The organism is Dolichospermum sp. FACHB-1091, assembly GCF_014697585.1.
GTDB lineage: Bacteria > Cyanobacteriota > Cyanobacteriia > Cyanobacteriales > Nostocaceae > Dolichospermum.
Map to the genome: position 1 here is coordinate 123,551 of NZ_JACJSB010000004.1, position 26,909 is coordinate 150,459.

Below are 26,909 nucleotides of genomic sequence, written 5' to 3' on the forward strand. Positions count from 1 at the left end.
TAAATAGATTTACATTTTGGATTGTCAGGAAATGTAAGATTTTGTTAGGTATTTAGTGAGAAATAAAACAAATAACCTAAATTTATAACAGCAGCTAAACTCTTCAAAGTTATACTTATAGATATGAACTTACTCAGTAATAAAACTGAAATCATAAGATATATGTATGTTACGAATTTTCACTTAAAAAATAATATTATGTATAATAATAAATATAAGTAAAATTTAGTAACAAATAGCGTTTAAATTATATTTAATGCTATGATTACAGGTATGTGATACTGTGTATCTGAATCTAAAAGCCTTTTTCTTTTGTTTTTTGTTAATTATTAGTTATGGAATTGAAAGATATATTAATTCTAGCTGATCAGTTAGTATTTATGAGAAAAGGAAGACATCTTACTGATTTAGAACAGGCGATATTACAAGGAACAATTGAAAATCAAACCTATTCAGAAATAGCCAATAAATATCATTGTAGTTCAGGACATCTCAGATATGTAGCCTCAGAATTATGGCAAGTTATTTCTGATCAATTAGGAGAAAATATTAAAAAATCTAATTTTATTGCTACTGTAAAAAGACTAAAAATAGACAATATTAAGAATCATGAAAATCATTCACTTGAAGAATTTAGACATCAAATGTATTATGAAAGTGATGATGCAATTCTCAAAGATTCTGCTATATCAATTGATCAAATCACACCCCTAGAATTTAAACATATTACCATAAATCAACTGAAAGAGTTAATTAAGCAAACTGTAATAGAAACTATAGCAGAAATGTTCAGAGATTTGGAAAATAATGCAAATATGAATCAGGAACTACAACAAAAATTATTATTAATCAAAAATCAGCAACAAGGCTAAATTCAGAGCATCGACTTCTTTTAACACCTTCCTCCTCACCAATAAATGATCATAGAATTCGGGGATACTAAACAGTATTTCCATCCTGTACATCCTGATTCAGACAAAAATTGAGTATAAATAAATAATATAAATAATTAGTTGGGTTGCGCTATCGCTTAACCCAACCTACACATTTTATGTTTATAATTCCAAAATTTAATCAACTATTTTCATTATTTTTTCTGAAAAACAGTTAATAATACAAACCCTAATAAGTCATAATGACCTACACAAGTTAAACCGGCATTATTCCCCATTTCTTCTCTTTGTTTTTGGCTATAAAATCTAACTGCTGTATGAGAATGGGGTGTAATTTGACATGATGATGAGTTGTTAAAAGTAATGTCCACTAAATAAAATTTACCACCGGGAGAAAGTACCCTTGCTACTTCTTTTAAAACCTGGTCTGGTTGGGGATAATGCAAGAAGCTGATAGTATTAAAAACCGCGTTAAATTGTCCCTCTACAAAGGGGAGATTTTCGGCATTACCTTCAAGGTAAATTAAGCGGGGACGGTGGCGGTTATTTTGCCTCGCTACCCGCAACATTTGCGGAGATAAATCTAAACCTGTGCCTGTAATTTCTGGAAACTGATTTGCTAATCTATTTAATAATCTACCTGTTCCACAACCTAAATCAAGTACATTGGCATTTGCTGATAATTCAACTTGGGAAAGTAATCTTTTATGAATTGCTTGATAAATAAAGGAAGGAAATGTCCAATCATAACTATTTGCCCAACGATCAAATAGTTCTTTTTTGTTATTAATCATGTTGTTAATCATGGCTGGTATATTGTATTTATTTTATTATAACAAGATAGAAGATAAATCCCCGACTTCTTGAAAAGTCGGGGATCTGGTGATTTTAGTGATTAAAATATAATTTAGGACTTACAACCAATCTCGATAAGCTGAAATTTCATTGACTCCAATTTCAAAGGGTGATCCTTTACCAAAAGGAGGATAAACGCGAATTTTGGCATCTTTAGTGAATCTTTCCAGCCTATTTCCTAATTGGGGAATATTACTAACTATATGCCAATAGGCAACCAGATCAGGACAGTCTACAATTAACATCAAAGTCGTCTTATTTGTGGTCATGTACCACTGACAATTAGATAGTAATACTTGGGTAATGCGATCGCACGCATAAAAGAAGCATTTACCAATAGACTGTTCCAACTCTAAATGTAGCATTCCATCCTCTTTTGTTACCTTAGTCGGAGGTAAATCATCGGGAGGAAGTAGGGAAAGTTTAGACATAATTCCGCACCTCTTGATTGTAGCGTTGTAAACTTTCTCGATTTTTTTGTAATGAAAAAGATGAAGGTTTTAACGCTAGTGTGCTGAGATCTAATTCGTCCTGAAATTTCTTGATTTTGTCACGACAACCGTTGACATCACCGATAATTGAATTTTCCAGCAAATAGTCCTCATCAAAACAAATATTTGTCCGATCAAATGCTGGTTGTTGAGGACTTTTTTCCATTACTTGAGTTGAGTTAGCCGTCATTTCTTTGCTAAAATGACGAATAAAAGGTAATGCTTCATTTACCGCTTGATCATGAGTTTTACCCACAAAAAAGAACCGCGCTAACAGGAACTTTTCTGCACCACTTTGATTAAATTCCCGATATTTATTAACCGTCTTCTTTAGTCTTGCTAAAGAAAACGGCGGACCCCCCATTAAACCAAAGGAATTTTCAGCAGCAAATTTAACTGCATCATCATCACCACTAGCAACATATATAGGAATTGGTTTTTGCAGTGGTTGGGGTTGTATCGTCAGATTTTCGCATTGATAATATTCGCCATTAAATGATACGTTAGTTTCATATAATAGCTTTTGAATCAATGCCACTGATTCTAACATTCTGGTGCGAGATTCCTGCATTTTCACACCAAAATGTTTATTTTGCTGGGGAAAAGGTCCACCTTTAGCTACTCCAAAAGCCAACCTACCACTACAAAGATTATCCAAGGTAGCAATATCTTCAGCAACGCGAATTGGTTGGTGAAATGGCAATAATACAGCCGCAGTTCCTAGACGAATTTGCGAAGTCACACCTGCCAAATGTGCCAACAATAGCAGAATTGAAGGACTGAGATTGAACTCATTAAAATGATGTTCTGTTACCCAGGCTTCTTCAAAACCTAAACTTTCAGCCTCCTTCACCAATAAAACTTGTTCAAAGATAGTGCGTCTAGCATCATGGTGATGATTTTCGTAATTGCAGAAAAGTCCTGTTTTCATTGTTAACCAAATATTAGATTAGGCTGCCACTAATTGCAACTCCAACCATAATCGAGGTTCAGACTGTTTTAACTTCGACATAGGATCACGTAGCAATCGTTTAGCATTGAGACAAACTACTTGAATTAGCCCCATATTTTCAGCTAATTCTCTGAGGATTTGTTTTTGGGCTTGAATATAGGGCATTATGTCTTCTCGACAATAAATTCCTATATATTGAAACCGTTTTGCAGGTCGTCCCCAAAAGCAAGTGATAACTTTCACGTGGCAGCCTTCTAAAAGTTCTCCCACGGACGGATAATAGTCATCTACCACTCTGAGAAATTCTTGGGCTAGGATGTCTTCAGTAATCATTTGACTGATTCTTCTGTAGCGTCCATAACTCTATTTATTATAACATATAATTGTCATTTAAGCATAACAAAAATAAAGATCCCAGACTTTTTGAATAAGTCGAGGATCTCAAGATTTCCAATTTTTATCGAGAATTACGTTCTGCTACTAAAACATCGGCAATAATATCTGGTAGATTTGTTAAATCTGTATATCCTTCTGCACCAGCAATTGGGGAGATAAAAGTATAATTAGGGTCACAAACTCCTGTGTCATAAACCTGCATAAACCATCTATCAGGTAATCCCTCTACACCCAATTCTACAATATACCAACTCTCACCCATTAAGCGAGAATTAAATACTGTAAACCAATCTCTAAAATCATCAGCAATATTCCAATCTGCTAAGAGAAATTCTAATGATATTTTTCCAGCATCAGTTGCAGTCAATAACATGATTACTCCTGAGTGACAACTTGATCAGAAACTTCAGGATATAAACCTAATTCTTTGGCTAATTGTTTAGCAACAAAAAATAGAAATTGCGCCCCATCTTGATTACCTTGATGAGCAAACATTGTGGCTACTTGTAACATTGATTGCACTAAACCAGAGTCAATTAATTCTGGTTTTGCTTCTAAAACTTCTGGTTCTTGACCATTAGGACATTGCAGAAGTTCATCAATTAAATTAAAATACTGGGTTTGGCGTTCGTCTGTCATGATAATTTAGTTTATTGTGAATGATTAAGTTGAAAAATTACTGTTCGATGCTTTGTTCCCACATTCTTTCTAACATAGCAATGTGTTCTTTTAATACAGCAGCACGATAGACAAGATATCTGTCATAAGCGATAATTACTACACCAATAAAAATGGGTGTTACTAAAAATAACCATTGCAAAATTGTCGCTAATTTATATTTTTTTGCAGTAATTTTTAGTTGATGCAGAAAATTGTGATCAGATGGTTGGGATTTGACTAAAGATAACTGAGTATTGATAATTTTTGTTTGGGGAACTAATGCTGAAGATGCTATATTTATTTTCTGCAATTCACAGGATAAATTCTGTGTTTTAACGAACTCTTTATGTTGTCCCCAAACTATAGCAAATACTATGATCCCTGGAGAAATTAATGCTAAAGTTACTAAACTTACAGTCAGCAGATTTAAAAATTTCACTTTCATGTTTATTCTCCCTTACCAGGACTTAATTACCTAGAAAGAAAATTTTTATGAGTATGTTGATTTTTTGCACCTTTTTTATTCAAAATATGCTGATGACAAATACAGGAGTTAAGAAGTCCCCCCTGATTCGTCAGACTTTCATCTGAGGAACTTCGGGGGGTAGAGGGGAATCTCTGCGTAAATCCTATATCGTTTATATCAGTTCCCTTTTTAGTGCCAATTTTCAGCGACTCAAGTTAATATTATTAAGATAATTACGACATTACTCAAATTCTGTGATCCTGATTTGGTAAGCATTTAAAAGAAATTAAAATATTTTTTGGGGTTGGGGTGCTAGTATTTATTGAGTGGGGGACTAGCATTTTTGAAAAAGGGGACGGGGTATTTTGTACTCAAACTCAACCCAAGACAGACTATGAGTTTTAGATATTTTGCTAAGAAAATTTCCAAGTACAAACTGTACTCAAATTACATCATTCCATGACAAAGATAAGCCTAAGATATCTTAAATAACTCAGAAACAACATTAAGATATTCTTAGGAAGGTAAAACAGTATTATTTTCAATAATCAATATCTTCACCATTTTTGTAGGTTGGGTTAAGCGACAGCAACCCAAGGCTCATGAATCAATACCTTCACCATTTTTGTAGGTTGGGTTAAGCGACAACAACCCAAGGCTCATGAATCAATATCTTCACCATTTTTGTAGGTTGGGTTAAGCGACAGCGCAACCCAACGCTCATGTTGGGTTTCATGCTTCAACCCAACCTACGAATCTAATAGTTTTTAATTACTAATATTTTTGGTGAAATAGATATAAATTATGCTAGAATAAGCGTGGTTAATACCAATACTCAATGAGATAAATACTTGATCAAAATAGTTTAATATATAAACTTTAGGAGTTTAGGAGTTAAAAAATGCGAATTGCTAAAGATGTAACAGAACTAATTGGAAAAACTCCATTAATTCAGTTAAATAAAATTCCCCAAGCTGAAGGAGTGAAGGCCAGGATAGTTGTCAAATTAGAAAGTATGAATCCTGCGGCCTCTGTCAAAGACAGAATTGGCGTAAGTATGATTCTTTCCGCTGAAGCTGAAGGTTTAATTTCGCCAGGAAAAACGGTTTTAGTTGAACCAACTTCCGGTAATACAGGTATTGCGTTAGCTATGGTAGCAGCCGCGCGAGGCTACAAATTGATTTTAACCATGCCTGAAACCATGAGTCAAGAAAGACGCGCCATGCTGCGGGCTTATGGTGCGAGTTTGGAGTTAACACCCGGTACTCAAGGAATGCGAGGAGCAATTAATAAAGCAGAGGAAATTGTGGCGAATACTCCCCATGCTTTTATGTTACAGCAATTTGCTAACCCTGCCAATCCGAAAATCCACAGAGAAACCACCGCTGAGGAAATTTGGGCGGATACGGACGGAGAAGTTGATATTTTAATTGCTGGGGTAGGAACAGGTGGTACAATTACTGGTATTGCAGAAGTGATTAAACAACGCAAACCCAGTTTTCAAGCTATTGCGGTAGAACCTAGCAACAGTCCCATTTTATCAGGCGGTAAACCGGGTCCTCATAAAATTCAAGGTATTGGTGCGGGCTTTGTTCCTGATGTTTTGCGTCAAGACTTAATTGATGAGATAGTCCAAGTTGATGATATAGATGCAATAGCGTATGGGCGTAGATTGGCCAGAGAAGAGGGTTTATTGTCGGGAATATCTTCTGGTGCGGCTTTATGTGCGGCTATTGTTGTCGGTAAACGCCCAGAGAATGCGGGTAAATTAATTGTGGTGATTCAACCTTCCTTTGGTGAACGCTATTTAAGTACCGCTATGTTTCAAGATTTGATGAGTTAATTAATTCAACCAAATTCTGAATATTTTGTAAGTTGGGTTAACTCTTTTGTTACCCAACAAAATCTTTTTTAATAACGCACCAATATTTATTAATATATAGACTTAAAAAATAAACTGTTCACGGGTGCGTTACGCTGACGCTAACACACCCTACTAAATTGTTAGTTATTGTTTGTGATTTTTACAACCACCTTGACCATGATGGTGGTCGTGATTATCTTTATTAGCACAGCCTTGGAGGTCTTGCTGCATCAGTTTTTCGCTCATTTGTTGCAAAGATTCATCCACAGGTTTTAAGCCTATCCATGTGTCAATTTTTTCCACATCAAAACCGATTTCTCTTCTGTCTCCTACTTGTATCAAAGGACGACGAATTAATAAAGGATCTCTCAGCATCATGATTAAAGCATTTTCAGCGGTGATATTTTCAGGATTCACCTCTCCTGATTTTACCCTGGGTGCGGCTTTATTAAACCATTCTATTACCGGGCGATCGCCAAAAAATGACCGTAATTTTTCCACTGTCCAAGGTTCTGTTAATAAACTATATGCTACCACTTCATGACCTGCGGCTGTGAGTAATACTTTTTGTCTGGTATTGTTTTTACAGCCTGGTTTTTCATAGAAAATTACTCTGGCCATTGCTATTTCTCCTATTGATTTCTGGATGTAAATTAAACGCAGATAAACGCAGATAAACGCAGATTCAAGATGATTTTTTTTGATTGATAGCTAACACCTATATCCCGAAATTATAACATTTTTTATTTTTGCCATTAGCTTGAAAATTCTTTAAAAATTTTTAGCAATGTGGTTAATTATATCAAATTCAAATCTCTGTTTTGGGTTGGTTTCTCCATAAATATTAAATGTTACTGTTGGTTCTTCACCCATTGCTTGAACATGATGTATTGTCTCAGATGTAAAGCTGATAATGTCACCTGGAAATAAGTTTATTTCTCCTGTTTTTTCAATTTGATCAGGGAAGTCAGGATTTTCAGTACGTCGCCAAAATGTGTTTTTTTCCTGACCTTTTAATATTGCGATTACTCCCCATGTGCCATGATTATGAATAGTGGAAGTTGTTCCTGGTGCAAATGTTACTGTTTGTACTGTTAAGGGAAATCCTAATTCATCATATAATAATAAAACAGAAATTCCCGTTTTGGCATCAGGTTTTAAAAACTGACTTTGTACCCAATAGGAATTAACAATTAATCGTCTTACTAGGGTTCTTATGGCTGGAAGTTGGGTTGATTCTTCTTCAACATGATTGAGTACATCTTCCACTTCGGTTAAAAAGCGATATAGACGATAATTATCCTGCAATAAATCCCATGATCTTGCTGATTTACAAATTTGATATTCTCCATTTGCTGCAACAAACCAATCTTTACCTTGCATAATTTATGAAAGTTTAATCATCTGTTTCCGGTGGACGAGTTAAAATATCGAGCAGAATACCAGCACCAAAATCATTTTTGTCATCAATACCTTTAATTCTACTACTAATTTCCTTCGCTTCCTCTATTTTTCCTAGTTTAGCTAATACCAAACCAGAAGCAGCATAAGCATTCAAATACAATCTGATTTGGGGTTCTTCCTGACGTTTGATTAAGATAGGTTTAAGTTCTTCCCAATTATCAGATAGATTTTCTACTGCTTTGATTTTAGCGGTTATTTTCTCTGCTGTTGTCAGTGCTAAACCATAATTATTTTTGTAGTAAAAATATCTATAAGCTGCGACTAAAATATCTGTATTATCTGCTGTTTTAGCCAAAGCTTGCTGCATATATTTTGTAGATTCTTCTGTATTTTCCCAGGTGGCTGCGGCTAATATCAATAATTCTTTGATATCATCTGCAACATCAAACCATGAAAATCTATTGGTATCGGTTTCCATAATGGTTAATTTCTAGAAGTTTTTGCCGAAATTCTGATAATTCTTTTAGACAAGAATATGAGTAATTCGTAATTGGGAATTACTCACAATCCATTTTTACAAAATATTGAGAAGATAGACCAAAGTAAAGAGAATAATCCAAATAATATCAACAAAGTGCCAGTAAATTTCCGCCATTTCTATGCCAGTATGTTTAGTAGCAGAATAATGACCACGACGGAAAGAACGCCATAGGACACCTAAAATTAATAACAGTCCTACAAAGACGTGCAAGCCATGAAAACCTGTCATTAAATAAAAGCAATTCGAGAAAACATTGGTAGTGAATCCATAACCTAAATTCATGTATTCATAAACTTGACCTGCTAGGAATACAGCACCCATAATGGCGGTGATAAAATACCAAAACCGCATCCAACCTACACTATTTCTTTTAATTGCCATATCACCAAAATGAATGACAAAACTGCTAGAAACGAGGATGATAGTGTTAATGGCGGGGATAAATAATTCTACTTCTGTGCCTTCTGGTGGCCAAACTGCCGTCGTCCCTTTAAAAAACAAATAGGTGGCGAAAAATCCGCCAAACATCAAAGATTCAGAAGCGAGAAATGTGATTAAACCCCACACTCGTAAATCTGGATGTTCTCCGTCGCTGTGATGTTCACTGGGTGTAATTGCAGTCATATTATTTTCCTGGTAAATTTTTTCTCGTCTTACGCAAAGGTGCAAAGGCGCGAAAGACCTCTGCATACCTCTGGGTTTTAACTGATAGCTTCTGTCACTGATGATTCTTCCTGGTGATGTCCGTAGTCATAGGGTCCATGGGTAACAACTGGTAAAACTTCCCAGTTTTCAATCATGGGTGGGGAACTGGTTGTCCATTCTAAAGTTAAACTTTCCCAGGGGTTGTCACCAGCAATTTCGCCTTTTTGCCAACTGTAAATGGCGTTTAAAGCGAAGGGAATGACGGAAATACCTAAAAGGATTGCGCCAATGGTGCAAAGCTGGTTTAAGCTGGCAAATTGGGGGTCATACATGGCAACTCGGCGGGGCATTCCTTGTAAACCCAGTTTGTGCATGGGTAGAAATGTCAGGTTTGTACCGATGAATGTCAGTATAAAATGAATTCGTCCCCAGGTTTCGTTCATCATTCTACCGGTGATTTTGGGGAACCAGTGATAGATACCTGCGTAAATCCCAAAGACTGAACCACCAAATAAAACGTAGTGAAAATGACCAACTACGTAATAAGTATCGTGAACGTGAACATCAAAGGGGGCTGTTCCCATGGTCACACCGCTTAAACCGCCCATGACGAACATGGAAAGTAAACCGATAGCAAATAACATGGCGCTGGTAAAGCGGATTTTTCCGCCCCAGAGGGTCGCTACCCAACCGAATATTTTTACACCAGTGGGGACTGCTACTATGAGTGTGGAAATGGTGAAGAACATCCGCATCCATCCAGGTGTACCACTGGTAAACATATGGTGTACCCAAACGAATAAACCAACGACGCAAATAGCAACGGTGGAGAAGGCAATGGCTTTATAACCAAAAATCGGTTTTCGGGCGTGGGTGGGAATAATTTCGGACATAATTCCGAAAATCGGCAGAATCATTAAATAAACTGCCGGGTGGGAATAAAACCAGAATAAATGTTGGTAAATAACGACATTACCACCTGCGTCTGGTTTGAAAAAAGATGTCCCGAAGTTAATATCAAATAACAGCAAGATTAAACCTGCTGCTAATACTGGAGTAGATAAAAGTGCGAGGATGGAAGTTGCTAGAATTGCCCAACAAAATAGGGGAACTTGATCCCATTTCATGCTGGGAACTTTCATCATCAAAATGGTGATGACAAAGTTAATAGAACCTAAAATTGAAGAAGTTCCAACTAAAACAATGGATAAAATCCATAAACTTTGGGCGTTGTTGGCGGTAACTAAACTTAATGGTGGGTAAGCGGTCCAACCAGATTGAGAACCACCAAAGAAAAAACTTAGTAATAGTAATAATCCAGCGACTGGATTTAACCAAAAAGCGATCGCATTTAATTTAGGAAAAGCCATATCTCTAGCACCCATCATTAAGGGAACTAGATAGTTACCAAATCCACCAATGGCACTGGGTACAATCCATAGGAAAATCATGATTGTTCCATGATTTGTCATAAAGGCATTGTAGAGATTTGGATCAATAAAATCTGAGTCTGGTGTGGCTAATTCTGTGCGAATTGCGATCGCCATTAACCCACCAATTAGATAGAATACAAAGGCTGTCACTAAATATTGAATACCAATCACTTTGTGATCGGTATTAAATGTGAAATAATCTCTAACTTTCCACGCTGTGGGATGAGAACTATGAGTATTTAGCAGCGTTGGTGCTTGATTTTCATTAGGTGGAGGATTAACTGGAAAATCTACTTGTGTCATATTTTTGTTGGTTGTCTTTTGTCAGGTTTCAGTTATTAGCTAATAATTAGTAACGACTGAACTTTAGATTTTAAACTTCGATTTTGATGATTCAATATCCAAAATTTTAGACAAGAATCAATCTCAAATCCAAAATCTAAAATTGATGGGCTAATGACTCAAGATTTGCGGGAGTTACATCTAAATTCTGAGTGTAGGGGGCTAGAAATTCTGATGGGGATAAATTCTCTAAATTCACAGCCACAGCCTGATTTATCTCTTGATGTTCAGCAATTTGATTTTCACTCATCCAAGCATCAAAATCTTCTCGTTCATGGACAATTACCTGTGTCCGCATTGAACCATGATAACCACCACATAATTCTGCACAAACTACTGGATAAGTACCAGTTTTTGTAGCTGTAAATCGCAGTTGAGTAGGAACACCAGGAATAGCATCTTGTTTGAGACGAAATTGGGGAACCCAAAAAGAGTGAATTACATCATCTGCGGATAAATTTAATTGGACATCAGTACCCACGGGAACGTGCAATTCTCCAGCAGAAACACCACTTACAGGATAATTAAATAACCACGCAAATTGGATGCCTTTGACATCTACAACTAAATCAGCAGGTTTATTTTTGGTTTGAGGATTTTCACCAATACCAATATTAGTTGTATGACTAACATTCATAGCAGTTGTTGACCCATGGTGAGGATGACTACCCACACCAAAACCACCCATTTGGTTATAAATATCAACGCTGTAAATGCCTAAAAAGATTACAATTACCGTAGGAATTGCTGTCCAAAAAATCTCTAAACTCAAGTTACCTTCTACAGTTACACCATCGGAATTATCTCCTTTTCGTCGTCTGTAGATAACTAGAAACAGCAGAATTGTCCCTTCAACTACTAAAAAAAGGGCTACTGCAATTGTCAACATGATATTGAAAAAACCATCTACCAAAGGCGCTTGTTGCGATGCTGCTTCCGGTAATAAATGATGATTTTGACCAATCCAGATACTGATAGGGGCTATGATCATCCCAGCTAACAGTGTCCACAGCGAAACAGGAACTTTTTGCATAAATGCTACCTGCTTTGTAAACAGTAATAAAACAATAGTCAGTGAAGATAGACTTTGTTTCTATAGATCAATAATTCTCTTTTACAGAGAGAATCATCTTTTTATTTTTCACTATTACTGTTCTAACTTGTAACTAGCAAAAAATGGCTAAACTTCCATATTTTTTCATATTGATAACCACAAAATCCCCGACTTCTTGAAAAAATCGAGGATCTGAGAATTAATATTTTCATAAGCCAAATATAAGTAGAAAAAATACTAGCAAGTATGATTTTTTAGATAATAACAATTGAAGATCTACGTTTCTGTTTACCTTGAACTTTTCAAATAAATTCTGTAAATATCGAGATTACCCTCTAGTTACCTTGCTGAGAATGACAAAAATCAACTGTTTAAAAATTACCCAAAATGTTACTGGTCTAAAGTGGTATGACTGTAACAATTCTTGGGACAAATCCGAGAACAAGCTTCACAACCAATACAGTTTTCTGGCTTAATAACAACCATTACTTTCCGTTCAATTTCCTCATCATCTTCATCTTCTACAAATTCACCTTCTTCGTTCAAAGCCATTAAGCCCAAAACTTTATGACCACAAACTTTCATACATCTGCCACAACCAATACATTTATCTTTGTCAATTTCTTGAGCAAATTTAGGAGTCCAAGCAGTACCTCCAAAAGTCAATCCTGTGAATGTAGCCATGAATCGAACCTCAGCAATTTTAGCTAGATGTTAGTTAATCCTTTAATCTTCATACTAGCCTAATATTTAATTTTTTCAATCACAAAAATTAACTTTTTTGTCAAATTTTGATGACTTGCTAAACAATATTATTTATTTTTAGTTACTTATTATTATTAAATAATAACACTTATTGATAAATTTTCACTGTCTTGTTAGATAAAAGGCTTATTAACCAAAGTTTTTCAAGATTGTGTTTAAATTTATTTTCTCAATAAACCTGAGTCAATTAGCCAAAAAATACCTTAATTAATAGCAATTATTATCAATTATTTCAACTAATTATTAACTTAATTGACTAGCTATTTGCGAATATTTTTTAGTTAGATCAAAATATCATCTTCATGGTATTTATAAATACAAAGTTAAACAAATAATTTACTTCATTTTTGAACCATTTTGTGCCTAACTCCTCAAGATGTTCATGAAAAACATTTAGACTAATTCATATAGCCCAGCATAAACATTATCACAATAAATATCTAGGTAAATATTAAGAAATTCCGCCAAGCTCATACTGAACAATCTTATTCAAATCTTTATGAAATTTATAGTTAATGAAGAAGTAATAAAGCCTAACTTTGTCAAATATCAATAGCTACAAAATCTGGCTTCATCAACCCTATAAGTAATTAATCAGAGGATAAAAATATCTTCTCGTTATAGAGGTAATTGGGTAACAAATTATGAATCAAAAGGACACATTATAGCAGTTCTTATGTATTTAATCTCCTTCCTCCTTCGCGCCTTTGCTTCTTAGCGTCTACTCTTCGAGATCACTAAGAGTGATAGCGCGAAACCAAATCTAAATGTAGTTCATTTATCTAAAAATTTCTGTAAGGGGAGACTTGAGCCAAACATCTCAACGATTAAAGTAGGAAGACCTCCTATGCCGCATATAATTCCTAATAACAATTGCGTGGGATGTGACAACTGCCGACCCCTATGTCCTACGGGTGCAATCAAAATCGAAGATGATGAATATTGGGTTGATCCTGTCCTTTGTAATAATTGTGATGGTCATTATTCACAACCACAATGCGTAATTGCTTGTCCAACTAATGCCCCTATACCTATACGGGCAAAAAAGGGAAGATGCAAAATTGAACCACGAGATGCTACCAGTTCCGATTTATTTTCTAATGGTAAGAATAACCCCTTTGCTTCAGCAATAGTTATCTGGGAAGCTTGTAATCTATTAGCACAAAGGACATCTTTACAATGGCAAAAAAATGAACAAGGTAATTTGCATTACAGCCGCTCAGTTAATCAAGGAAAAGGGACAATTTCTTTTCAAATTCAAAACCTATTTCCAGTTAATAACCGCACTAATAGTAATTTACAAGCAATTGATGATTTAGATATTCGTGCTGCTTGTATTCATCTGATTTTTGCGGCTAAAATCACAGCCTTAGATCAACCTTGGCAAGAAGAATTTACCATTGATGAACGACAAATTGAACAGTATTTGGGCTTGGAAAAACGTAAGGATCTGAGCAAAAGTACCAAACTCGGTTTAATCAAGAATATCGTTTATCAAACCTGTTCTCTCATGGTTTCTATTGACTGGCCGCAACAAGGTAGAGTTCCCAGTTTTGCTATTAAAGATAGTTATCTCTGGAATTTGATAGATACTCAACACCATTTTCAAGAAGATGATCAAGGGTGTAAATATTTGATTGGTCTAACATTTACAATCAAAGCTGGAATTTGGACGCAACATTTTTGCAACAGACAAGGATGTAAAGAACGCACTGCATTTTATCAATATGGCAGCCTTCCTAAAACCTTATTAACCACGGTTATGAGTTTGTGGCAACAACATGAAGGTGCTGTTAGACTCATGCTTTGGTTATTATTTAAAACTAAAATGGGTAGGGAACAACGCATCACTATTCCTACCTTACTGCGCGTTGCTTATGGTGAAGAAAAACTGACTCAAGCTTCTAAACATAGGGAAGAGCGAAAACGCTTACTTAAAGCCTATGAAAATGATTTAGAAGTTCTCAATCATTATGGAATTAAACCATTATTTGATCCTGTCACCTATCCCCCAGAAATTCAACCTTTGTGGGCTAAATTAGTTGATATTCCTGAAGATCCTGATCAAGCTTTAGAATTTTGGATTAATGACGGTAGTGGTGAAAATCGTCTCACAGATAGCGGACCTCGTGGTAAATGGAATCTGCTTCTGAATGCGCGAATTTTAGCTTTTGAACTGCCTCCAGATTGGGAAAAGCATTCAGAATCAGATAAGAAACAACGTCGCACTACTAAACCTAAAAGCAATCATCAACAAACAGGTAATTTACTAGGGGAACAAGTGATAGAAGGACGCAAAAGAATGAACCTTTCCCAAAGGGAATTAGCTAAGTTAATGGAAAAAAGCCAAAGCTGGATTCGTGATGTGGAAAAAGGTCGTTTAAAAGCTAAATTAGATGATCAAATGCTCTTGAGACAATTGCTAGATATTCCTTAATTTAAAATAGATCCCCGATTTCTTCAAGAAGTCAGGGATCTGGATCTGGTGACAATGATCTCTTAACTATCTTAACTATAAGTTGCCACTTTTTCAGCTACCAACCAAAGATTAGATACGGCATATTTCATACATACTACTTCTTGTGCAGCATGACAAGAAACTTTCAGAGTTTGTGTTTTTAAATTATCTTTTACAAGTTTGGCTTGGTAAGTGTAGAGTGTCCCAGAGGGTTTTTCAAAACTTAACTCACCCAAAATTGTCTGATTATCTAAACTCTTTTCTAGTATCTTACCTGTTACTTTATAATTAAACCAATCCCATCCTAAACGCAGGATAAGTTCTTTTTCCAAAATTTGCAACGGATTAGGCAATATGCCCCAACCACGATAAATTTTATTGAAGCATTCTATATCCCCACTATGGTTAAGAATTGATTGAAAGCTATTTTGATCAAGAATCCCATAATATCTTCCTTCGGGAAAATCTATGGCTGTGGGAGCAAATCTATGACCACCAAAATGGCTCGATTTCCAAATTCTTACCTGATTTAATTGTAAATCAGAAATTGTATTTTGAGCATAAAAATAAAAAGGATTACCATATCTCGCACAACATTGATCATGGCTACCATGGGTACATATTAATATATCCCTGTTGAGATGAGATTCTATTTCATAATCAGGATTAAAACCTGCTAAATATTTACTAATAACTCCCGCTGCTTTTTCAATATTCGGTAGTTTAAATTCTTGCTTACTGTATCCTTTGATTAATCCCTTTTGCTGCTGATAAATTAATAAAGTTGTCTCTTTAACTCTATGGGATTGATCATTAGCAATTAGGAGAAAACAAATTGGCATTTTAGCACCTTTGACTTCTTCTACTAAAATCCGTAAGTTGTCGGGAACCCATTTGGAATTGAAGGCTTCATAGGTCCAGGGTGTAGGACATTCTACTAAAATATAGGTCTGGTAGTTGGTAGCAGTACCAATGATATCTTCTTGTAGTTGTCGTGAATTATCAGCACAAAAAAATTTATTCATTTACACTTACTCAAGGATGGATTTTATGGACAATTGTTAGCAGAAATTCAGGTGGACACTTGATCATATTCTCATTTTTTCAAGTTTTTCCGGCTAAATAAATTCTGTGATCAAAAATGTAATCATCTCAAATATAGATTTTTTACATTTTAGTAGGGGAATCTATATAATATTTTTTATACTTTATATCTGTTTTGACTAGCATTTTTAATCTTTTCTGTTGACTCCTAAATGATGTTTTTCCTCAATTATCTAAATAAAAAATCCTACCTTTTGTCTGTATACCCAATAGCATACATTCACTAACTTTTAAGTTATATTTCAAATTATAGCTGAATTTATCTATATTGCAAAAAATTCTCAATAATTTTTTAAAAAAACCAGGTCTGAGGACTAAAGTCCTGACTACAATCTCAAATATACATAAGTTAACAAAAATTTAGCATCACTATGATTGCATTTATAAATGTAATAAATTAGGTTATATATATGTTACAAGGATAATTAATCCAAAAATACCAGAAATATTTTAGATCCGGGCTGTGAAGATGGTTTCCTAATGCACTACAAAAAAATTATAATTAAGTAATCATGGTGAATGGTTGATAGTTGTTTCCTAGACTCCCTATTGTTTAATTATATGACATTAATCTTATCTTTGGACTTTGGCGGTACAAAATTAGCAGCAGCGACAGTTAAGGCTGGTACTAGAGAGTGGTTGTATCATGAATCACGGTTTTCTCCTGCAAATGCTGATGCTTTAAGTGATTTAGAAATTATGCGATCGCTCATCAAATCTGTGTTAAAAGGAAATAAACCGGATGCTATTGGTATCAGCTTTGGTGGTCCAGTGGACGCAACCACAGGTTTAGTAAGACTATCTCATCATGTTCCGGGGTGGGAAAATGTTCCTCTCAAACAGCTATTTGAGGAAGATTATAATGTACCTGTAAGTATAGATAATGATGCTAATGTTGCAGCTATCGGTGAATATCGCTTTGGGGCTGGACAAGGATATGATAGCTTATTTTATATTACCATTAGTACGGGTGTTGGCGGAGGCTGGATAATTAATGGCAAACTCTGGCGAGGTGCATTAGGCATGGCAGGGGAAATTGGTCATATAGTAGTAGATCCTAGAGGTCCATTATGCTTATGTGGCAAACGAGGATGTGTAGAACGGTTGGCCTCTGGCCCTTACATGGCACAAAATGCGCGAGAAATGCTGGAAAAAGAACTACCCAGCGCTGAGGGTAAAGCCAGAGGAGAAATACTTAGGTATTTGATCGGTAATAATCTGGATTTACTCACGGGAAAAGTCGTCAGTGCTGCCGCATCCTACGGAGATGAAATCGCCCAAGAGGTATTATATAGGGGGGCGTGGGCTTTGGGAGTAGGTATTGGTAATGTAGCCAATCTTATGAATCCCCAACGCTTTGTTTTAGGTGGTGGTGTGACTAAAGCGGGTGATAATTTTTGGGCTGCGGTGCGAAAAGTAGCCAGAGAAACCGCATTACCAGAGGTGAATTTTGAAATTGTCCGGGCATTGTTGGGTGATGATGCACCTTTATGGGGTGCTGTTGCTTTGGGTCTAGATTTATTAAATTAGGTTTTTTCACGCAGAGTCGCAGAGAGAAATTGGCTTCTGGTTTAAATATTGGTCTGTTGTTTTTGATATAGGGACCAGTACAAACCTTTTTGTTTTAATAACTCTAAATGTGTTCCCTGTTCGGCAATAATTCCCTTCTCCATGACTAATATTAAATCTGCACGTTTGAGGGGGGCAAAACGGTGAGCAATTAAAAAAACTGTACGGTGGGAAGAGACGTTTTTCAGGTTTTTTAATACTTGTTGTTCGGTTTCACTATCTAAAGCACTAGTGGCTTCATCTAAGATAAGAAGAGGTGCAGAACTCAGAAATAATCTTGCTAATGCAATCCTTTGTCTTTGTCCTCCTGATAATGCTGTACCTCTTTCACCAACATTGTTTTCGTAACCATAGGGTAATTGACTAATGAAGTCATGGGCTACTGCTAATCTCGCGGCTTCTATAACTTTTTCCGCACTAATATCTGCATTTCCTAAGGTGATGTTTTCTAAGATTGAACCGTTAAATAAAAAGTCTTCTTGGAGAACTACGCCAATTTGTTGTCTTAAAGATGCTAGGTCAGCACTTTTAATATCAAATCCATCAATTAATATGCGCCCTGATTCAATTTGATATAGTCTTTGCAAAAGTTTAGAAAGGGTACTTTTCCCTGAACCACTACGACCAACAATACCTATAAATTGCCCTGGTTTAACATGAAAGGAAATTCCTTTTAATACTGGTTCGGTGTTAGCAGAATAACGAAAAAATACCTGTTCAAAATTAATTTCTCCTTTCAGGGATGGTAATACTAAACCTGTTCCTGCTTCTGTTTCTGGGGCGGCATTAAGAATATCACCAATTCTATCTACTGATAATAGCACCTGTTGGAGATTTTGCCACAGTTGTACTAGCCTTAATAAGGGGCTGGTCACTCTTCCTGATAACATTTGAAAGGCGATTAATTGCCCAATGGTAAGTTGATGATCAATGACTAATTTCGCCCCAAACCATAGGATGATTAAGGTGGAGAACTTAGTCAGAAAGTCACCGATATTACTACTAATATTGGATGTGGTGGAAGCTTTAAAACTGGTGCGAATAAAGCGGGCAAATAAGCCTTCCCACCTTTCTCTAGCTATTGGTTCAGCCGCGTGGGCTTTAACTGAATGAATGCCGGTAATTGTCTCTACTAAAAATGATTGACTGTCCGCACTGCGATTAAAGGTTTCATTTAACCAATTTCGCAAAATTGGTGTGGCAATAATCGTTAAAGTCGCAAATAAAGGTAATACCGCTAGGGCTACAAAGGTGAGAGGAATGTTATAATAAAACATTAATCCCAGGTAAACTATGGCAAAGATACTGTCCAGAATTACTGTTAAAGCTGTACCTGTGAGAAATTGACGAATTTGTTCTAATTCCTGAACTCTAGCAACTGTATCTCCCACTCTCCGCGACTCAAAATAAGCCAAAGGTAAACGCATTAAATGGCGAAAAAGTTGAGCCGATAAACTCAAATCTAACCGCCGTGCAGTATGAGTAAATATGAATAGCCGCAGAATACCTAGAATAGATTCAAATGTCGCCACTAACAACAGAGCGATCGCCATCACATCTAAGGTGGCTAAACTCTCCTGTACCATGACTTTATCAATGATAACTTGGGTAATTAATGGTGAAGCTAAACCTAATAATTGTAAGGTAAATGAAGCTAATAAAACCTCACCTAATAATCCCCGATATTTCCACACTGCGGGGGTAAACCAACCTAAATTAAATTTCTCTTGTTGGGAAATTAATTCAACTTGCCATAATGTACCATCCCAATAATTTTCTACTACAGATTGAGGTAATTGTTCACAAATATAATCAGGATTTTGGGGATTAGCAATAATTAAATAATTACCTTTCATTTGATATGCTACAACCCAATTTAATTGGCTATTTAATTGGTCATTTTTATCATTTTTACTTTCCTGATTCTCTTGATTCCACAACAATAAAGCCGGAAAAGATAATTGGCGTAATTCACTCCAATTAACCTGCAATTTCCGCAATACTAACCCTAATTTTTCTGCTGCTTCTACTAGATTTTGTGGCTTTTGTCCCCGCAATTGACGTTGTACCCATTCCAACTGCACAGGATTTTGTAAATGTTGCGCTACCATTGTTAAACAGGCAGCACCTGTATTCCCACTTCCCACAAAGGGATAATGGGAAATTATTGGTTGGGGAGGTGTGAAAGCAGGTGCAGAAATGCGAGGGTTAGTAACTGGTAAAAGGATTTTTTTCTCCTCTTGATTTGTTGAATTGTTCCAAAATTCATCAACTTGAGGATTTAAAAACTTTTTCCACACCTCTAAATTCCAACAGACTACTACTACTTCCTTACTAGCAGCTACAGCTTTACAATTAGTAAATAATTCCTGACAGTCACCAAACCAATTTCCTGTTTGTAAAGTGGCTACAGTTTTATTTTCTCCTTCTTCTCGTAAACGTACTTTACCAGTGATAATTAAAAACTGTTCACCTCCTAGTTCTGGTGACCAAATTTTCTCACCAAGTTTGTAATTACGAATTTCCGCTTGCTGTTTTAATTCGCTTTGTTCTTCCGCATTTAGCCAAGATAGCGGTGGTTGATTCCAGGGTAAATTGTTTAACACATTTATTCGTGAAGATTGCTAATTTAGAGTTTTTAATTAACTTGAATTTTGACTGTGAGATTTTGAATTTTCTCCCCTAGCCATTTTTCAAATAATTCATTTTGTAGTGATTGTTTTAATTGAGGATCTTCTAAGGATGCTGGGAGAATTTGTTCTAATCTAAATAAAGCAAAACGCCCTTCTATTTCTATGGGATTTATCAATTTTCCGGGGACAGTTGCATCTACAGCCGCACGTAAACTATCCGGTATAGTCCCCCGACTAATTGGTCCCATCATTCCATTAAATACTCTTTCATCTGCTAATGAATACTCTTTTGCTAATTGTTCAAAACTAGCACCTTCTTCAATTTGAGTTTGCAGTTCTTCTGCTAATTCTCGACTATCAACTAAAATTCGTGAAAGTACCACTCTATCTAAGTATATTTTTCTTTCAATAAAGTATTCTGGTAATTTCGATTCTGTCACCAATGCTTTGAGTTGTTCTAATTGAAAGCTAAAGGTGATAGATGTATGAAATGTTGTATAATCTGTACCATTATTTATTAACCATTCTTGAAATTTTTGTGGATCAGTTAGTTGATTTTTGAGGCGAAAATCAATAATTGTCTGTTCAATTAATCCCGAACTAATCTCAATATCTGTCCTGGTATTAATTTCTTGTTCAATTATGTGCTGACGCAGTACATCATTAATAAAATTTCCTAGTCTACCGGATATTTGTAGGTACTTGACTACTTCAGCTAGGGCGATTTCTTGGTTATTTACAGTTAGAAAAGTTGCAGATTCCATGAAGTAATTCTGAAAATAAAACTAAAACATCTCTAAGACTTTCCATTAAATAATAGAGAAAACAGTAGAGAATGATATTTAGCAATCATGAAGATTTGATAAATTAAATATATACTTAATCAGTCGGGAATATCTCAAGGATTTTAACTGATAGGTATTTGCAAATCTGTAAGCACGATGACAAAAATACAATAATAATATAATAATGTTGGGTTGACGCGAGTAAACCCAACCTACAGATATTTTGATTTGAGTGAATAATTAAACAAAGATACTTTGGTAAATTAACGCCATTATCATCGCCGAAATAGCACCAATAAAGGTATTAAAAATGTTAACAACTTCATTAGTTAGCCAGGTATATTTAGATTGTAAAGTTGCACCAATAACACTTTCTAAATTTGTAGCGATAAATGCGGCTAATACACTCCAAATCATACCAATAGGATTAATTAAATTCACTCCCCAACCAATCAGAGCGATCGCTATTGATGCTATCATACCAGCTACAGTTCCTTCTAAACTTACCGCCCCTTCTGTACCTCTCGGAACTGGTTGCAGTGTCGTAATTAAAAATGTGCTTTTACCATAAGCTTTACCAACTTCACTAGCGGTAGTATCCGATAGTTTGGTGCTAAAACTAGCAACATAACCCAAACATAGTAAATATTTAAAATCAGGTAAAAACAACACTCCTAAAGCACATACAGCCGCTATTAATGCTGAACCCCAAACGTTTTCTGGACCTCTTGCACCACCACGTTTTTCTGCAATTCCTGCGGCTTCTTTTTCCGCTATACCAATGCGCGTTACCCCAGAACCAACAATAAAATAAAATACTACCACTAGATACCCTGGCCAACCTAGTGTTCCCCAAATGATTATTCCTAATAATCCAGCATTCAGTATACCTGCGGGTGTGAGCAATTTTTTGGGAAGAATTGCCACTATTCCTAGTAAAATTGCATTTAAGGCTAATCCCATTAACCAGGGATTTGTCAAATCAATTAAAGATAACATCTGTGATAAATTATGAGTATTTTCAGATTGCGATAATAAAATGATTTTATGCCATTTTATTACGGATTTATCGTAATTTTACCTCACAAAATCACAATCAGGATATCCAGAATTTAAGGATATACGGGACTTACGGTGAATAGTTAAAAGTCGCTCGTGCTGTATCAAATATTTTCATACCTCCTTAAATCCCCTTTTTTAAGGGGGTTAAAGAGGGTCAATAAGTGTCTAATATCATGATCGAAAACTGAGGTTCTTTGAAAGTATTAGATGAAACTGATAATCTCCCCAAACATCCCCTTAATGGGACTTGATAAACTTCTTCTCAAATTCGATTTACAGCACTTCCCGATGTTATGAGGTACAAGAACCCCACCCCCAACCCCCTCCAATATCAAAAGTTTATCCTTTTATTCCCTCCGCAGCGGGGGGATTGAGGGGGGTGCAAATGAAGTACCTCATAAGAGCGGAAACCCCTGTATCAAACTGTCCAATTGATAACTTTCTAAGTTACTAACTGGCATTTGTGCTAAAGTTATTTGATCTTCATGACTCAAGATAACTCTACCATAAATGCGGGGTAACAAAGATTGCCATTGCATATTTCCTAATTTATCAATGAAGGAAATCTCTATAGTATCGCTAATGTCTAAATCTGTCATTAACAGATTCATAGCCACACTAGATAAAAACATTTCTGCCTCTTCTATGGTTAGATTACCTGTGTGGATAATCAGGGTAATTTTTTGATTTTCAGGATGAGTTCCTAATGCTTCAATTACCTCTTGTAACTCAAAACCAAGTTCCTCTTCTGCTTGTGTCCAATCTGGGAATATTATTAAGTTAATATCTCTCAAACGTAGATTTTCCTCTAGGTTCTCTGACAGATAATTCCTGAATAACTCCTGGAATATATTACCCATTTTAACAGAGTAAGAGCGACTATCTAGAAAACTAGGATTATTATTCATAGCTGCTTTAATGTCGTCGCTTTTTTGTTGACATAATTCAGAATTATTTCCCAGTTGAACTGCTAATTTGATATAAGATTCTTCGCTATCTGCTACCAAGTCAGAAATATTTAATGTTTGAATCATTGCTGCTCCCATTGCAGAACGGAAACAATTTCCCTGTCTAGCTATGACTGGTAAATTAACCTGTAATGGTTCTATTAAAGAAGTTGTTCCCGCGAAGGGAAAAGAATCTAAATAAACATCAGCTATTTTATAGTATTCCTTCATATCCTGTCTATCTGGGACTGGTTCAGGATCTAATACTATTAAGCGTTCAGTTTCTAACTCATACTTAATAAATATGGAATTGAGATGATTGATAAATTGTGTTTTAGGGTAATTATTTGACCAATTCGGACCAAATGGTAATAGCACTAAAACTGAATTTGGTACTTGATTAATAATTTTAACCCATGTTTCAATTAGTTCGGGAATGATTTTGAAATAGTTAGCACAGGAGATGAAAACAAAAGCATCTTCGGGAATACCTAAATTATTCCGTTCTACTGGGGTGGTTATTTTTCCTTCTTCAGTCCCATAACTAAAACAATGTGCAGAACCCTCTAATTTGATTAACTTTTCTTGATATTGATCTTGTGCTGTGGGTGATGGATCTGTTAATGTTCCAGAGATGTAATAATCTATATTTCGTATTCCCGTTGTCACTACGGAAGCACCACTAGTAACTTGTATTCTTCCTAATCTAAAACTTGCTAACAGAAAGATTTGATTAGTAATTGCGGTAACGTTGGTAGCTATAAATAATATATCAACATTATCACCACGAATTGTATTTACTTGCGCTGATAATTCCGCTGGTAGCAGTTTAAAGGAGTTGGCTGAAAGTTGACAATATTGTTCTAGTGTATGACCTGTTTCTGTGAGTGAGTATAAGATTACCTCAAAATCTCTAGTTAGGTATTCATAAACAGGAAGATAAGCGAATGTTTCCGCTGAGGGTAGGAAATTATGAGCTAAGATACCAAGTCGGATTTTTTTTCTGTTTGTAGGTCTATCCGTAAACTCATAATCAATCTCATAACCCTTAAGTTTCAGAAAATATTCTATTATTTCCGCACGTTTAACATAGATATCTTTCAGATTAGCTTCATTGAAGTAAAGAGGAATAAAGTTAGCTTTTTGGGCAAAATTGTTAACTACTTCATGCCATAACTCAGAATCAGAGTTAGAGTTATTGAATATAGATGTGTATAAGTAATCGAGCGAGTTCTGCAAGTATTGGTGGTAATTATCTGCCTGGCCTATTTCTTGGAAGTATGAATGAGAGGAAAACAGGAATTTAATATAGTTTACTTCTTGATAATTATTAATTATTTTAGGTATAATATCGGCAAATAAATTTTTTGAATTTTCTCGAATATTTTCTAAAGTAATTGCAGATTCACTAACAGGAAATATATCGCTAATTTTTAATACCTGAGCATTTTTGGATGATATCTCCGAATTATCACAAATTATGCTAATCATATCATTTATAAAACGATGAACTGATTCTTGACCATATTTAATTTGTAGTTCTTGTTGATATCGTACCTCCTGCAATGTATTTCGTGCATATTCTATTTCTTCTATTCCATAAGCAAATCCCTTTAGTTCAAATTCTCCGACTTCTTCTAAAACCACTGAAGTAGGTAAGGTTTTAAACCATTCATCTTTGGTAGTTCCTGCCATGGGTAATATGATAGGAATACATCCACATAAGGCTGCCATTGAAGCGATATAGGAATATGGATCGTAAGAAATAAGATATTCTTTTATATTAAATATTTCAATGAGAATTTCTTGAGATAAATAATCATCCAAGAAGAGAGAATCAGATGGATGAATATATTTTAACGACTTGTGAAATTTATGACCTTTTCTTATAATATGACAGTAACCATCCCTTGATTTGCCATGATTCTTTAATGCTGGATTTATGTATAGCGGGGAAAGAAGATTATAATGCCTTACATCTTTTTCAGGATTATATGTAGAATAGTGGTAAACAAAGTCATCTTTTCCCCAAGTTTTATATATGTCATGGGGACAGTTAATACCAAGTTCGCAAAGAATCCATCTAACTATATACTTTGCATTTAAAGGATTTCCAACTGTCACTTCTGGATATACAACAACTGTATTTTCATTAACATCGGCTTCTGTTCCATACTTTTCAAATATGCTGTTAGGTATCTTTAGCCCATTCATGTCAAAGATTTTGCATGGAAATCCGGCCTCATCAATAATTCGAGCTAGATTATGAAGAGCAATAACTCCACCAACATGAGCTTGAAAGGCTGGAGAAAAGATCACAAAATTTAATTGATGTTTTGTATTGGTCTGATTCATGATTTTAATTCCTATAGAGTTATTTGCGGAAAAATGTTTTTAGCTTCCCTAACGGCAATCCTAATGATTTGAGATATCATGTAAATTTCATCTTCGTTTACTGAAGTTCCTGTAGGTAATAGTACAACTTTATCAGCTAATTTTTCAGTCTCAGATAGTAGTAATTTCGCATGGGGAAAATATGATTTATAAGGCTCCATGCGATGACAACCGGGATAAAAGTAACGACGAGCTATGATATTCTCACTATGAAGAATTTTGATCAAGTTATCCCTAGTTATTTGAGTTTTAGATTCTTCAATTTCTAAAACAATATATTGATAATTAAATTGTTCTGTTTCATCATAACTCAATAATGAAATTCCGGTAATATCAGCAAGTTCTCTTTGATAACACTTGTAATTACGATAGTTAACATCAACGAAATCATCAATACTTTCTAGAGAGGTTAGCCCCATTGCTGCTGATGTTTCATTCATTTTGCCATTAGTACCAATGTATATTACTTGGTCATAACCAGCAAAACCAAAGTTTGTCATCAAACGGATTTTTTCTGCCAGTTCATCGCTATTTGTAACTATTGCACCACCCTCAAAAGTATTCAAAAATTTAGTAGCATGAAAGCTAAAAACTTCAGCCTCTCCAAAACTCCCTATCATCTTACCTTGATGTGAACAGCCAAAAGCATGAGCAGCATCAAACATTAATTTTAAACCATAAGTATGAGCAATATCACTTAAAGTTTCGACATCACAAGGACGACCCCATAAATGAACACCAATAATACCTGTGGTTCGTGGGGTGATACTTTGAACTATTTTGTTTGGATCTATGTTATGGGTTTGGGGATCAATATCACAAAAAACAGGTGTAATTTCTTGCCATTGTAGGGCGTGTGGAGTAGCAATAAATGTGAAAGAAGGAACAATAACTTCACCTGTTAAGCCCACAGCACGAATAGCTATTTCTAGTGCTACTGTGGCGTTACAGGTGGCTATACAATGCTTAACCCCGACAAATTCGGCAATACGTTGTTCAAATTCTTGGACATAAATGCCATGATTAGTTAACCATTTTCTGTCTAAAATATCATTGATGCGCGATAATAAATCTTCGCGGTTGCCAATATTCGGACGACCAACGTGCAGTTTTTCTGTAAAGGTGGGTGTACCACCAAATATAGCTAAATCACTGAAGTATTTTTTTTTGCAAATCATATTTTTCATAAATTATAT

The 26,909-nt window shown here is 35.4% G+C and carries 24 protein-coding genes; 4 read left to right on the forward strand and 20 right to left on the reverse strand.

Annotation, left to right across the window (positions count from 1 at the left end; genetic code table 11):
* Nucleotides 1-335 precede the first annotated feature (335 nt).
* Nucleotides 336-872, forward strand: coding sequence for a hypothetical protein (locus H6G25_RS03940; protein ID WP_190391341.1), 537 nt, complete (start codon nucleotides 336-338; stop codon nucleotides 870-872).
* Nucleotides 873-1,087: 215 nt separating this feature from the next.
* Here H6G25_RS03940 and H6G25_RS03945 read toward each other — a convergent pair whose 3' ends face one another.
* The 7 genes from H6G25_RS03945 to H6G25_RS03975 all read right to left on the reverse strand — a co-directional run bounded on the left by H6G25_RS03945 (nucleotide 1,088) and on the right by H6G25_RS03975 (nucleotide 4,692).
* On the reverse strand, nucleotides 1,088-1,699 hold the full coding sequence (locus tag H6G25_RS03945; RefSeq protein WP_190391342.1) for a class I SAM-dependent methyltransferase: 612 nt from the start codon (nucleotides 1,697-1,699) through the stop codon (nucleotides 1,088-1,090).
* A gap of 108 nt (nucleotides 1,700-1,807) precedes the next feature.
* Entirely contained in the window at nucleotides 1,808-2,179 is a 372-nt protein-coding gene (locus H6G25_RS03950) for a hypothetical protein (RefSeq protein WP_028083569.1), read from the reverse strand.
* Entirely contained in the window at nucleotides 2,172-3,170 is a 999-nt protein-coding gene (locus tag H6G25_RS03955) for an LLM class flavin-dependent oxidoreductase (RefSeq protein WP_190391343.1), read from the reverse strand. The genes H6G25_RS03950 and H6G25_RS03955 overlap by 8 nt, the downstream gene beginning before the upstream one ends.
* Nucleotides 3,171-3,188: 18 nt before the next feature.
* Nucleotides 3,189-3,524, reverse strand: a complete 336-nt coding sequence (locus tag H6G25_RS03960; RefSeq protein WP_028083567.1) for a hypothetical protein — start codon at nucleotides 3,522-3,524, stop codon at nucleotides 3,189-3,191.
* Nucleotides 3,525-3,648: 124 nt separating this feature from the next.
* Nucleotides 3,649-3,960 (reverse strand): hypothetical protein, encoded by a 312-nt coding sequence (locus H6G25_RS03965; protein ID WP_028089718.1) that lies wholly within the window; start codon nucleotides 3,958-3,960, stop codon nucleotides 3,649-3,651.
* Between the two features lie 2 nt (nucleotides 3,961-3,962).
* The gene (locus H6G25_RS03970) at nucleotides 3,963-4,226 is read right to left on the reverse strand and encodes a hypothetical protein (protein ID WP_028083565.1); all 264 of its coding nucleotides are present in this window, start codon (nucleotides 4,224-4,226) and stop codon (nucleotides 3,963-3,965) included.
* Between the two features lie 37 nt (nucleotides 4,227-4,263).
* Nucleotides 4,264-4,692: a hypothetical protein gene (locus H6G25_RS03975; protein WP_190391344.1), complete on the reverse strand. Its 429-nt coding sequence runs from the start codon at nucleotides 4,690-4,692 to the stop codon at nucleotides 4,264-4,266.
* A 922-nt stretch (nucleotides 4,693-5,614) separates the two neighbouring features.
* Here H6G25_RS03975 and cysK point away from each other — a divergent pair.
* Nucleotides 5,615-6,556, forward strand: a complete 942-nt coding sequence (gene cysK, locus H6G25_RS03980) for a cysteine synthase A (RefSeq protein ID WP_190391345.1) — start codon at nucleotides 5,615-5,617, stop codon at nucleotides 6,554-6,556.
* A 165-nt stretch (nucleotides 6,557-6,721) separates the two neighbouring features.
* On the opposite strand, the gene H6G25_RS03985 is transcribed toward cysK, so the two are convergent.
* From H6G25_RS03985 to fdxB, 7 genes are all read right to left on the reverse strand, one after another.
* The gene (locus H6G25_RS03985; protein ID WP_028083562.1) at nucleotides 6,722-7,198 is read right to left on the reverse strand and encodes an ArsC/Spx/MgsR family protein; all 477 of its coding nucleotides are present in this window, start codon (nucleotides 7,196-7,198) and stop codon (nucleotides 6,722-6,724) included.
* Nucleotides 7,199-7,348: 150 nt separating this feature from the next.
* Complete coding sequence (locus tag H6G25_RS03990; protein ID WP_190391346.1) at nucleotides 7,349-7,960, reverse strand: cupin; 612 nt, start codon at nucleotides 7,958-7,960, stop codon at nucleotides 7,349-7,351.
* Between the two features lie 13 nt (nucleotides 7,961-7,973).
* A complete protein-coding gene (locus H6G25_RS03995; protein WP_190391347.1) occupies nucleotides 7,974-8,459 on the reverse strand; it encodes a hypothetical protein in 486 nt (161 codons plus the stop codon).
* Between the two features lie 96 nt (nucleotides 8,460-8,555).
* Nucleotides 8,556-9,146, reverse strand: coding sequence for a heme-copper oxidase subunit III (locus H6G25_RS04000; RefSeq protein ID WP_190391348.1), 591 nt, complete (start codon nucleotides 9,144-9,146; stop codon nucleotides 8,556-8,558).
* A gap of 77 nt (nucleotides 9,147-9,223) precedes the next feature.
* A complete protein-coding gene (ctaD, locus tag H6G25_RS04005) occupies nucleotides 9,224-10,903 on the reverse strand; it encodes a cytochrome c oxidase subunit I (protein WP_190391349.1) in 1,680 nt (559 codons plus the stop codon).
* Nucleotides 10,904-11,039: 136 nt separating this feature from the next.
* Nucleotides 11,040-11,975: a cytochrome c oxidase subunit II gene (locus H6G25_RS04010; RefSeq protein ID WP_028089712.1), complete on the reverse strand. Its 936-nt coding sequence runs from the start codon at nucleotides 11,973-11,975 to the stop codon at nucleotides 11,040-11,042.
* A gap of 411 nt (nucleotides 11,976-12,386) precedes the next feature.
* The gene (fdxB, locus tag H6G25_RS04015) at nucleotides 12,387-12,680 is read right to left on the reverse strand and encodes a ferredoxin III, nif-specific (protein ID WP_028089711.1); all 294 of its coding nucleotides are present in this window, start codon (nucleotides 12,678-12,680) and stop codon (nucleotides 12,387-12,389) included.
* A gap of 928 nt (nucleotides 12,681-13,608) precedes the next feature.
* Between fdxB and H6G25_RS04020 the strand changes: the two genes are divergently transcribed.
* Entirely contained in the window at nucleotides 13,609-15,198 is a 1,590-nt protein-coding gene (locus tag H6G25_RS04020; RefSeq protein ID WP_190391350.1) for a transcriptional regulator, read from the forward strand.
* A gap of 71 nt (nucleotides 15,199-15,269) precedes the next feature.
* Here H6G25_RS04020 and H6G25_RS04025 read toward each other — a convergent pair whose 3' ends face one another.
* Nucleotides 15,270-16,244 carry a sucrase ferredoxin gene (locus tag H6G25_RS04025; protein ID WP_190391351.1) on the reverse strand — a complete coding sequence of 325 codons (975 nt, stop codon included), beginning with the start codon at nucleotides 16,242-16,244 and terminating at the stop codon, nucleotides 15,270-15,272.
* A 640-nt stretch (nucleotides 16,245-16,884) separates the two neighbouring features.
* Here H6G25_RS04025 and H6G25_RS04030 point away from each other — a divergent pair.
* Nucleotides 16,885-17,853 (forward strand): ROK family protein, encoded by a 969-nt coding sequence (locus H6G25_RS04030; protein ID WP_190391352.1) that lies wholly within the window; start codon nucleotides 16,885-16,887, stop codon nucleotides 17,851-17,853.
* A 41-nt stretch (nucleotides 17,854-17,894) separates the two neighbouring features.
* Here the strand turns inward: H6G25_RS04030 and H6G25_RS04035 are convergent, their stop codons facing one another.
* The 5 genes from H6G25_RS04035 to H6G25_RS04055 form a co-directional block, all read right to left on the reverse strand.
* Nucleotides 17,895-20,498 carry a type I secretion system permease/ATPase gene (locus H6G25_RS04035; RefSeq protein WP_190391353.1) on the reverse strand — a complete coding sequence of 868 codons (2,604 nt, stop codon included), beginning with the start codon at nucleotides 20,496-20,498 and terminating at the stop codon, nucleotides 17,895-17,897.
* A 32-nt stretch (nucleotides 20,499-20,530) separates the two neighbouring features.
* A complete protein-coding gene (locus H6G25_RS04040; RefSeq protein ID WP_190391354.1) occupies nucleotides 20,531-21,289 on the reverse strand; it encodes a peptidylprolyl isomerase in 759 nt (252 codons plus the stop codon).
* 261 nt (nucleotides 21,290-21,550) lie between these two features.
* Nucleotides 21,551-22,309, reverse strand: coding sequence for a TIGR00297 family protein (locus H6G25_RS04045; protein WP_190391355.1), 759 nt, complete (start codon nucleotides 22,307-22,309; stop codon nucleotides 21,551-21,553).
* Nucleotides 22,310-22,767: 458 nt separating this feature from the next.
* On the reverse strand, nucleotides 22,768-25,674 hold the full coding sequence (locus H6G25_RS04050) for a hypothetical protein (RefSeq protein WP_190391356.1): 2,907 nt from the start codon (nucleotides 25,672-25,674) through the stop codon (nucleotides 22,768-22,770).
* Nucleotides 25,675-25,685: 11 nt separating this feature from the next.
* Nucleotides 25,686-26,891, reverse strand: a complete 1,206-nt coding sequence (locus H6G25_RS04055; protein ID WP_190391357.1) for an aminotransferase class I/II-fold pyridoxal phosphate-dependent enzyme — start codon at nucleotides 26,889-26,891, stop codon at nucleotides 25,686-25,688.
* Nucleotides 26,892-26,909: the final 18 nt, after the last annotated feature.

Excerpts from the sequence above, each read along its gene's own strand:
- H6G25_RS03940 (WP_190391341.1), top strand. The coding sequence starts at position 336 with ATGGAATTGAAAGATATATTAATTCTAGCTGATCAGTTAGTATTTATG.
- H6G25_RS03945 (WP_190391342.1), bottom strand. The coding sequence starts at position 1,699 with ATGATTAACAACATGATTAATAACAAAAAAGAACTATTTGATCGTTGG.
- H6G25_RS03950 (WP_028083569.1), bottom strand. The coding sequence starts at position 2,179 with ATGTCTAAACTTTCCCTACTTCCTCCCGATGATTTACCTCCGACTAAG.
- H6G25_RS03955 (WP_190391343.1), bottom strand. The coding sequence starts at position 3,170 with ATGAAAACAGGACTTTTCTGCAATTACGAAAATCATCACCATGATGCT.
- H6G25_RS03960 (WP_028083567.1), bottom strand. The coding sequence starts at position 3,524 with ATGATTACTGAAGACATCCTAGCCCAAGAATTTCTCAGAGTGGTAGAT.
- H6G25_RS03965 (WP_028089718.1), bottom strand. The coding sequence starts at position 3,960 with ATGTTATTGACTGCAACTGATGCTGGAAAAATATCATTAGAATTTCTC.
- H6G25_RS03970 (WP_028083565.1), bottom strand. The coding sequence starts at position 4,226 with ATGACAGACGAACGCCAAACCCAGTATTTTAATTTAATTGATGAACTT.
- H6G25_RS03975 (WP_190391344.1), bottom strand. The coding sequence starts at position 4,692 with ATGAAAGTGAAATTTTTAAATCTGCTGACTGTAAGTTTAGTAACTTTA.
- cysK (WP_190391345.1), top strand. The coding sequence starts at position 5,615 with ATGCGAATTGCTAAAGATGTAACAGAACTAATTGGAAAAACTCCATTA.
- H6G25_RS03985 (WP_028083562.1), bottom strand. The coding sequence starts at position 7,198 with ATGGCCAGAGTAATTTTCTATGAAAAACCAGGCTGTAAAAACAATACC.
- H6G25_RS03990 (WP_190391346.1), bottom strand. The coding sequence starts at position 7,960 with ATGCAAGGTAAAGATTGGTTTGTTGCAGCAAATGGAGAATATCAAATT.
- H6G25_RS03995 (WP_190391347.1), bottom strand. The coding sequence starts at position 8,459 with ATGGAAACCGATACCAATAGATTTTCATGGTTTGATGTTGCAGATGAT.
- H6G25_RS04000 (WP_190391348.1), bottom strand. The coding sequence starts at position 9,146 with ATGACTGCAATTACACCCAGTGAACATCACAGCGACGGAGAACATCCA.
- ctaD (WP_190391349.1), bottom strand. The coding sequence starts at position 10,903 with ATGACACAAGTAGATTTTCCAGTTAATCCTCCACCTAATGAAAATCAA.
- H6G25_RS04010 (WP_028089712.1), bottom strand. The coding sequence starts at position 11,975 with ATGCAAAAAGTTCCTGTTTCGCTGTGGACACTGTTAGCTGGGATGATC.
- fdxB (WP_028089711.1), bottom strand. The coding sequence starts at position 12,680 with ATGGCTACATTCACAGGATTGACTTTTGGAGGTACTGCTTGGACTCCT.
- H6G25_RS04020 (WP_190391350.1), top strand. The coding sequence starts at position 13,609 with ATGCCGCATATAATTCCTAATAACAATTGCGTGGGATGTGACAACTGC.
- H6G25_RS04025 (WP_190391351.1), bottom strand. The coding sequence starts at position 16,244 with ATGAATAAATTTTTTTGTGCTGATAATTCACGACAACTACAAGAAGAT.
- H6G25_RS04030 (WP_190391352.1), top strand. The coding sequence starts at position 16,885 with ATGACATTAATCTTATCTTTGGACTTTGGCGGTACAAAATTAGCAGCA.
- H6G25_RS04040 (WP_190391354.1), bottom strand. The coding sequence starts at position 21,289 with ATGGAATCTGCAACTTTTCTAACTGTAAATAACCAAGAAATCGCCCTA.
- H6G25_RS04045 (WP_190391355.1), bottom strand. The coding sequence starts at position 22,309 with ATGTTATCTTTAATTGATTTGACAAATCCCTGGTTAATGGGATTAGCC.
- H6G25_RS04050 (WP_190391356.1), bottom strand. The coding sequence starts at position 25,674 with ATGAATCAGACCAATACAAAACATCAATTAAATTTTGTGATCTTTTCT.
- H6G25_RS04055 (WP_190391357.1), bottom strand. The coding sequence starts at position 26,891 with ATGATTTGCAAAAAAAAATACTTCAGTGATTTAGCTATATTTGGTGGT.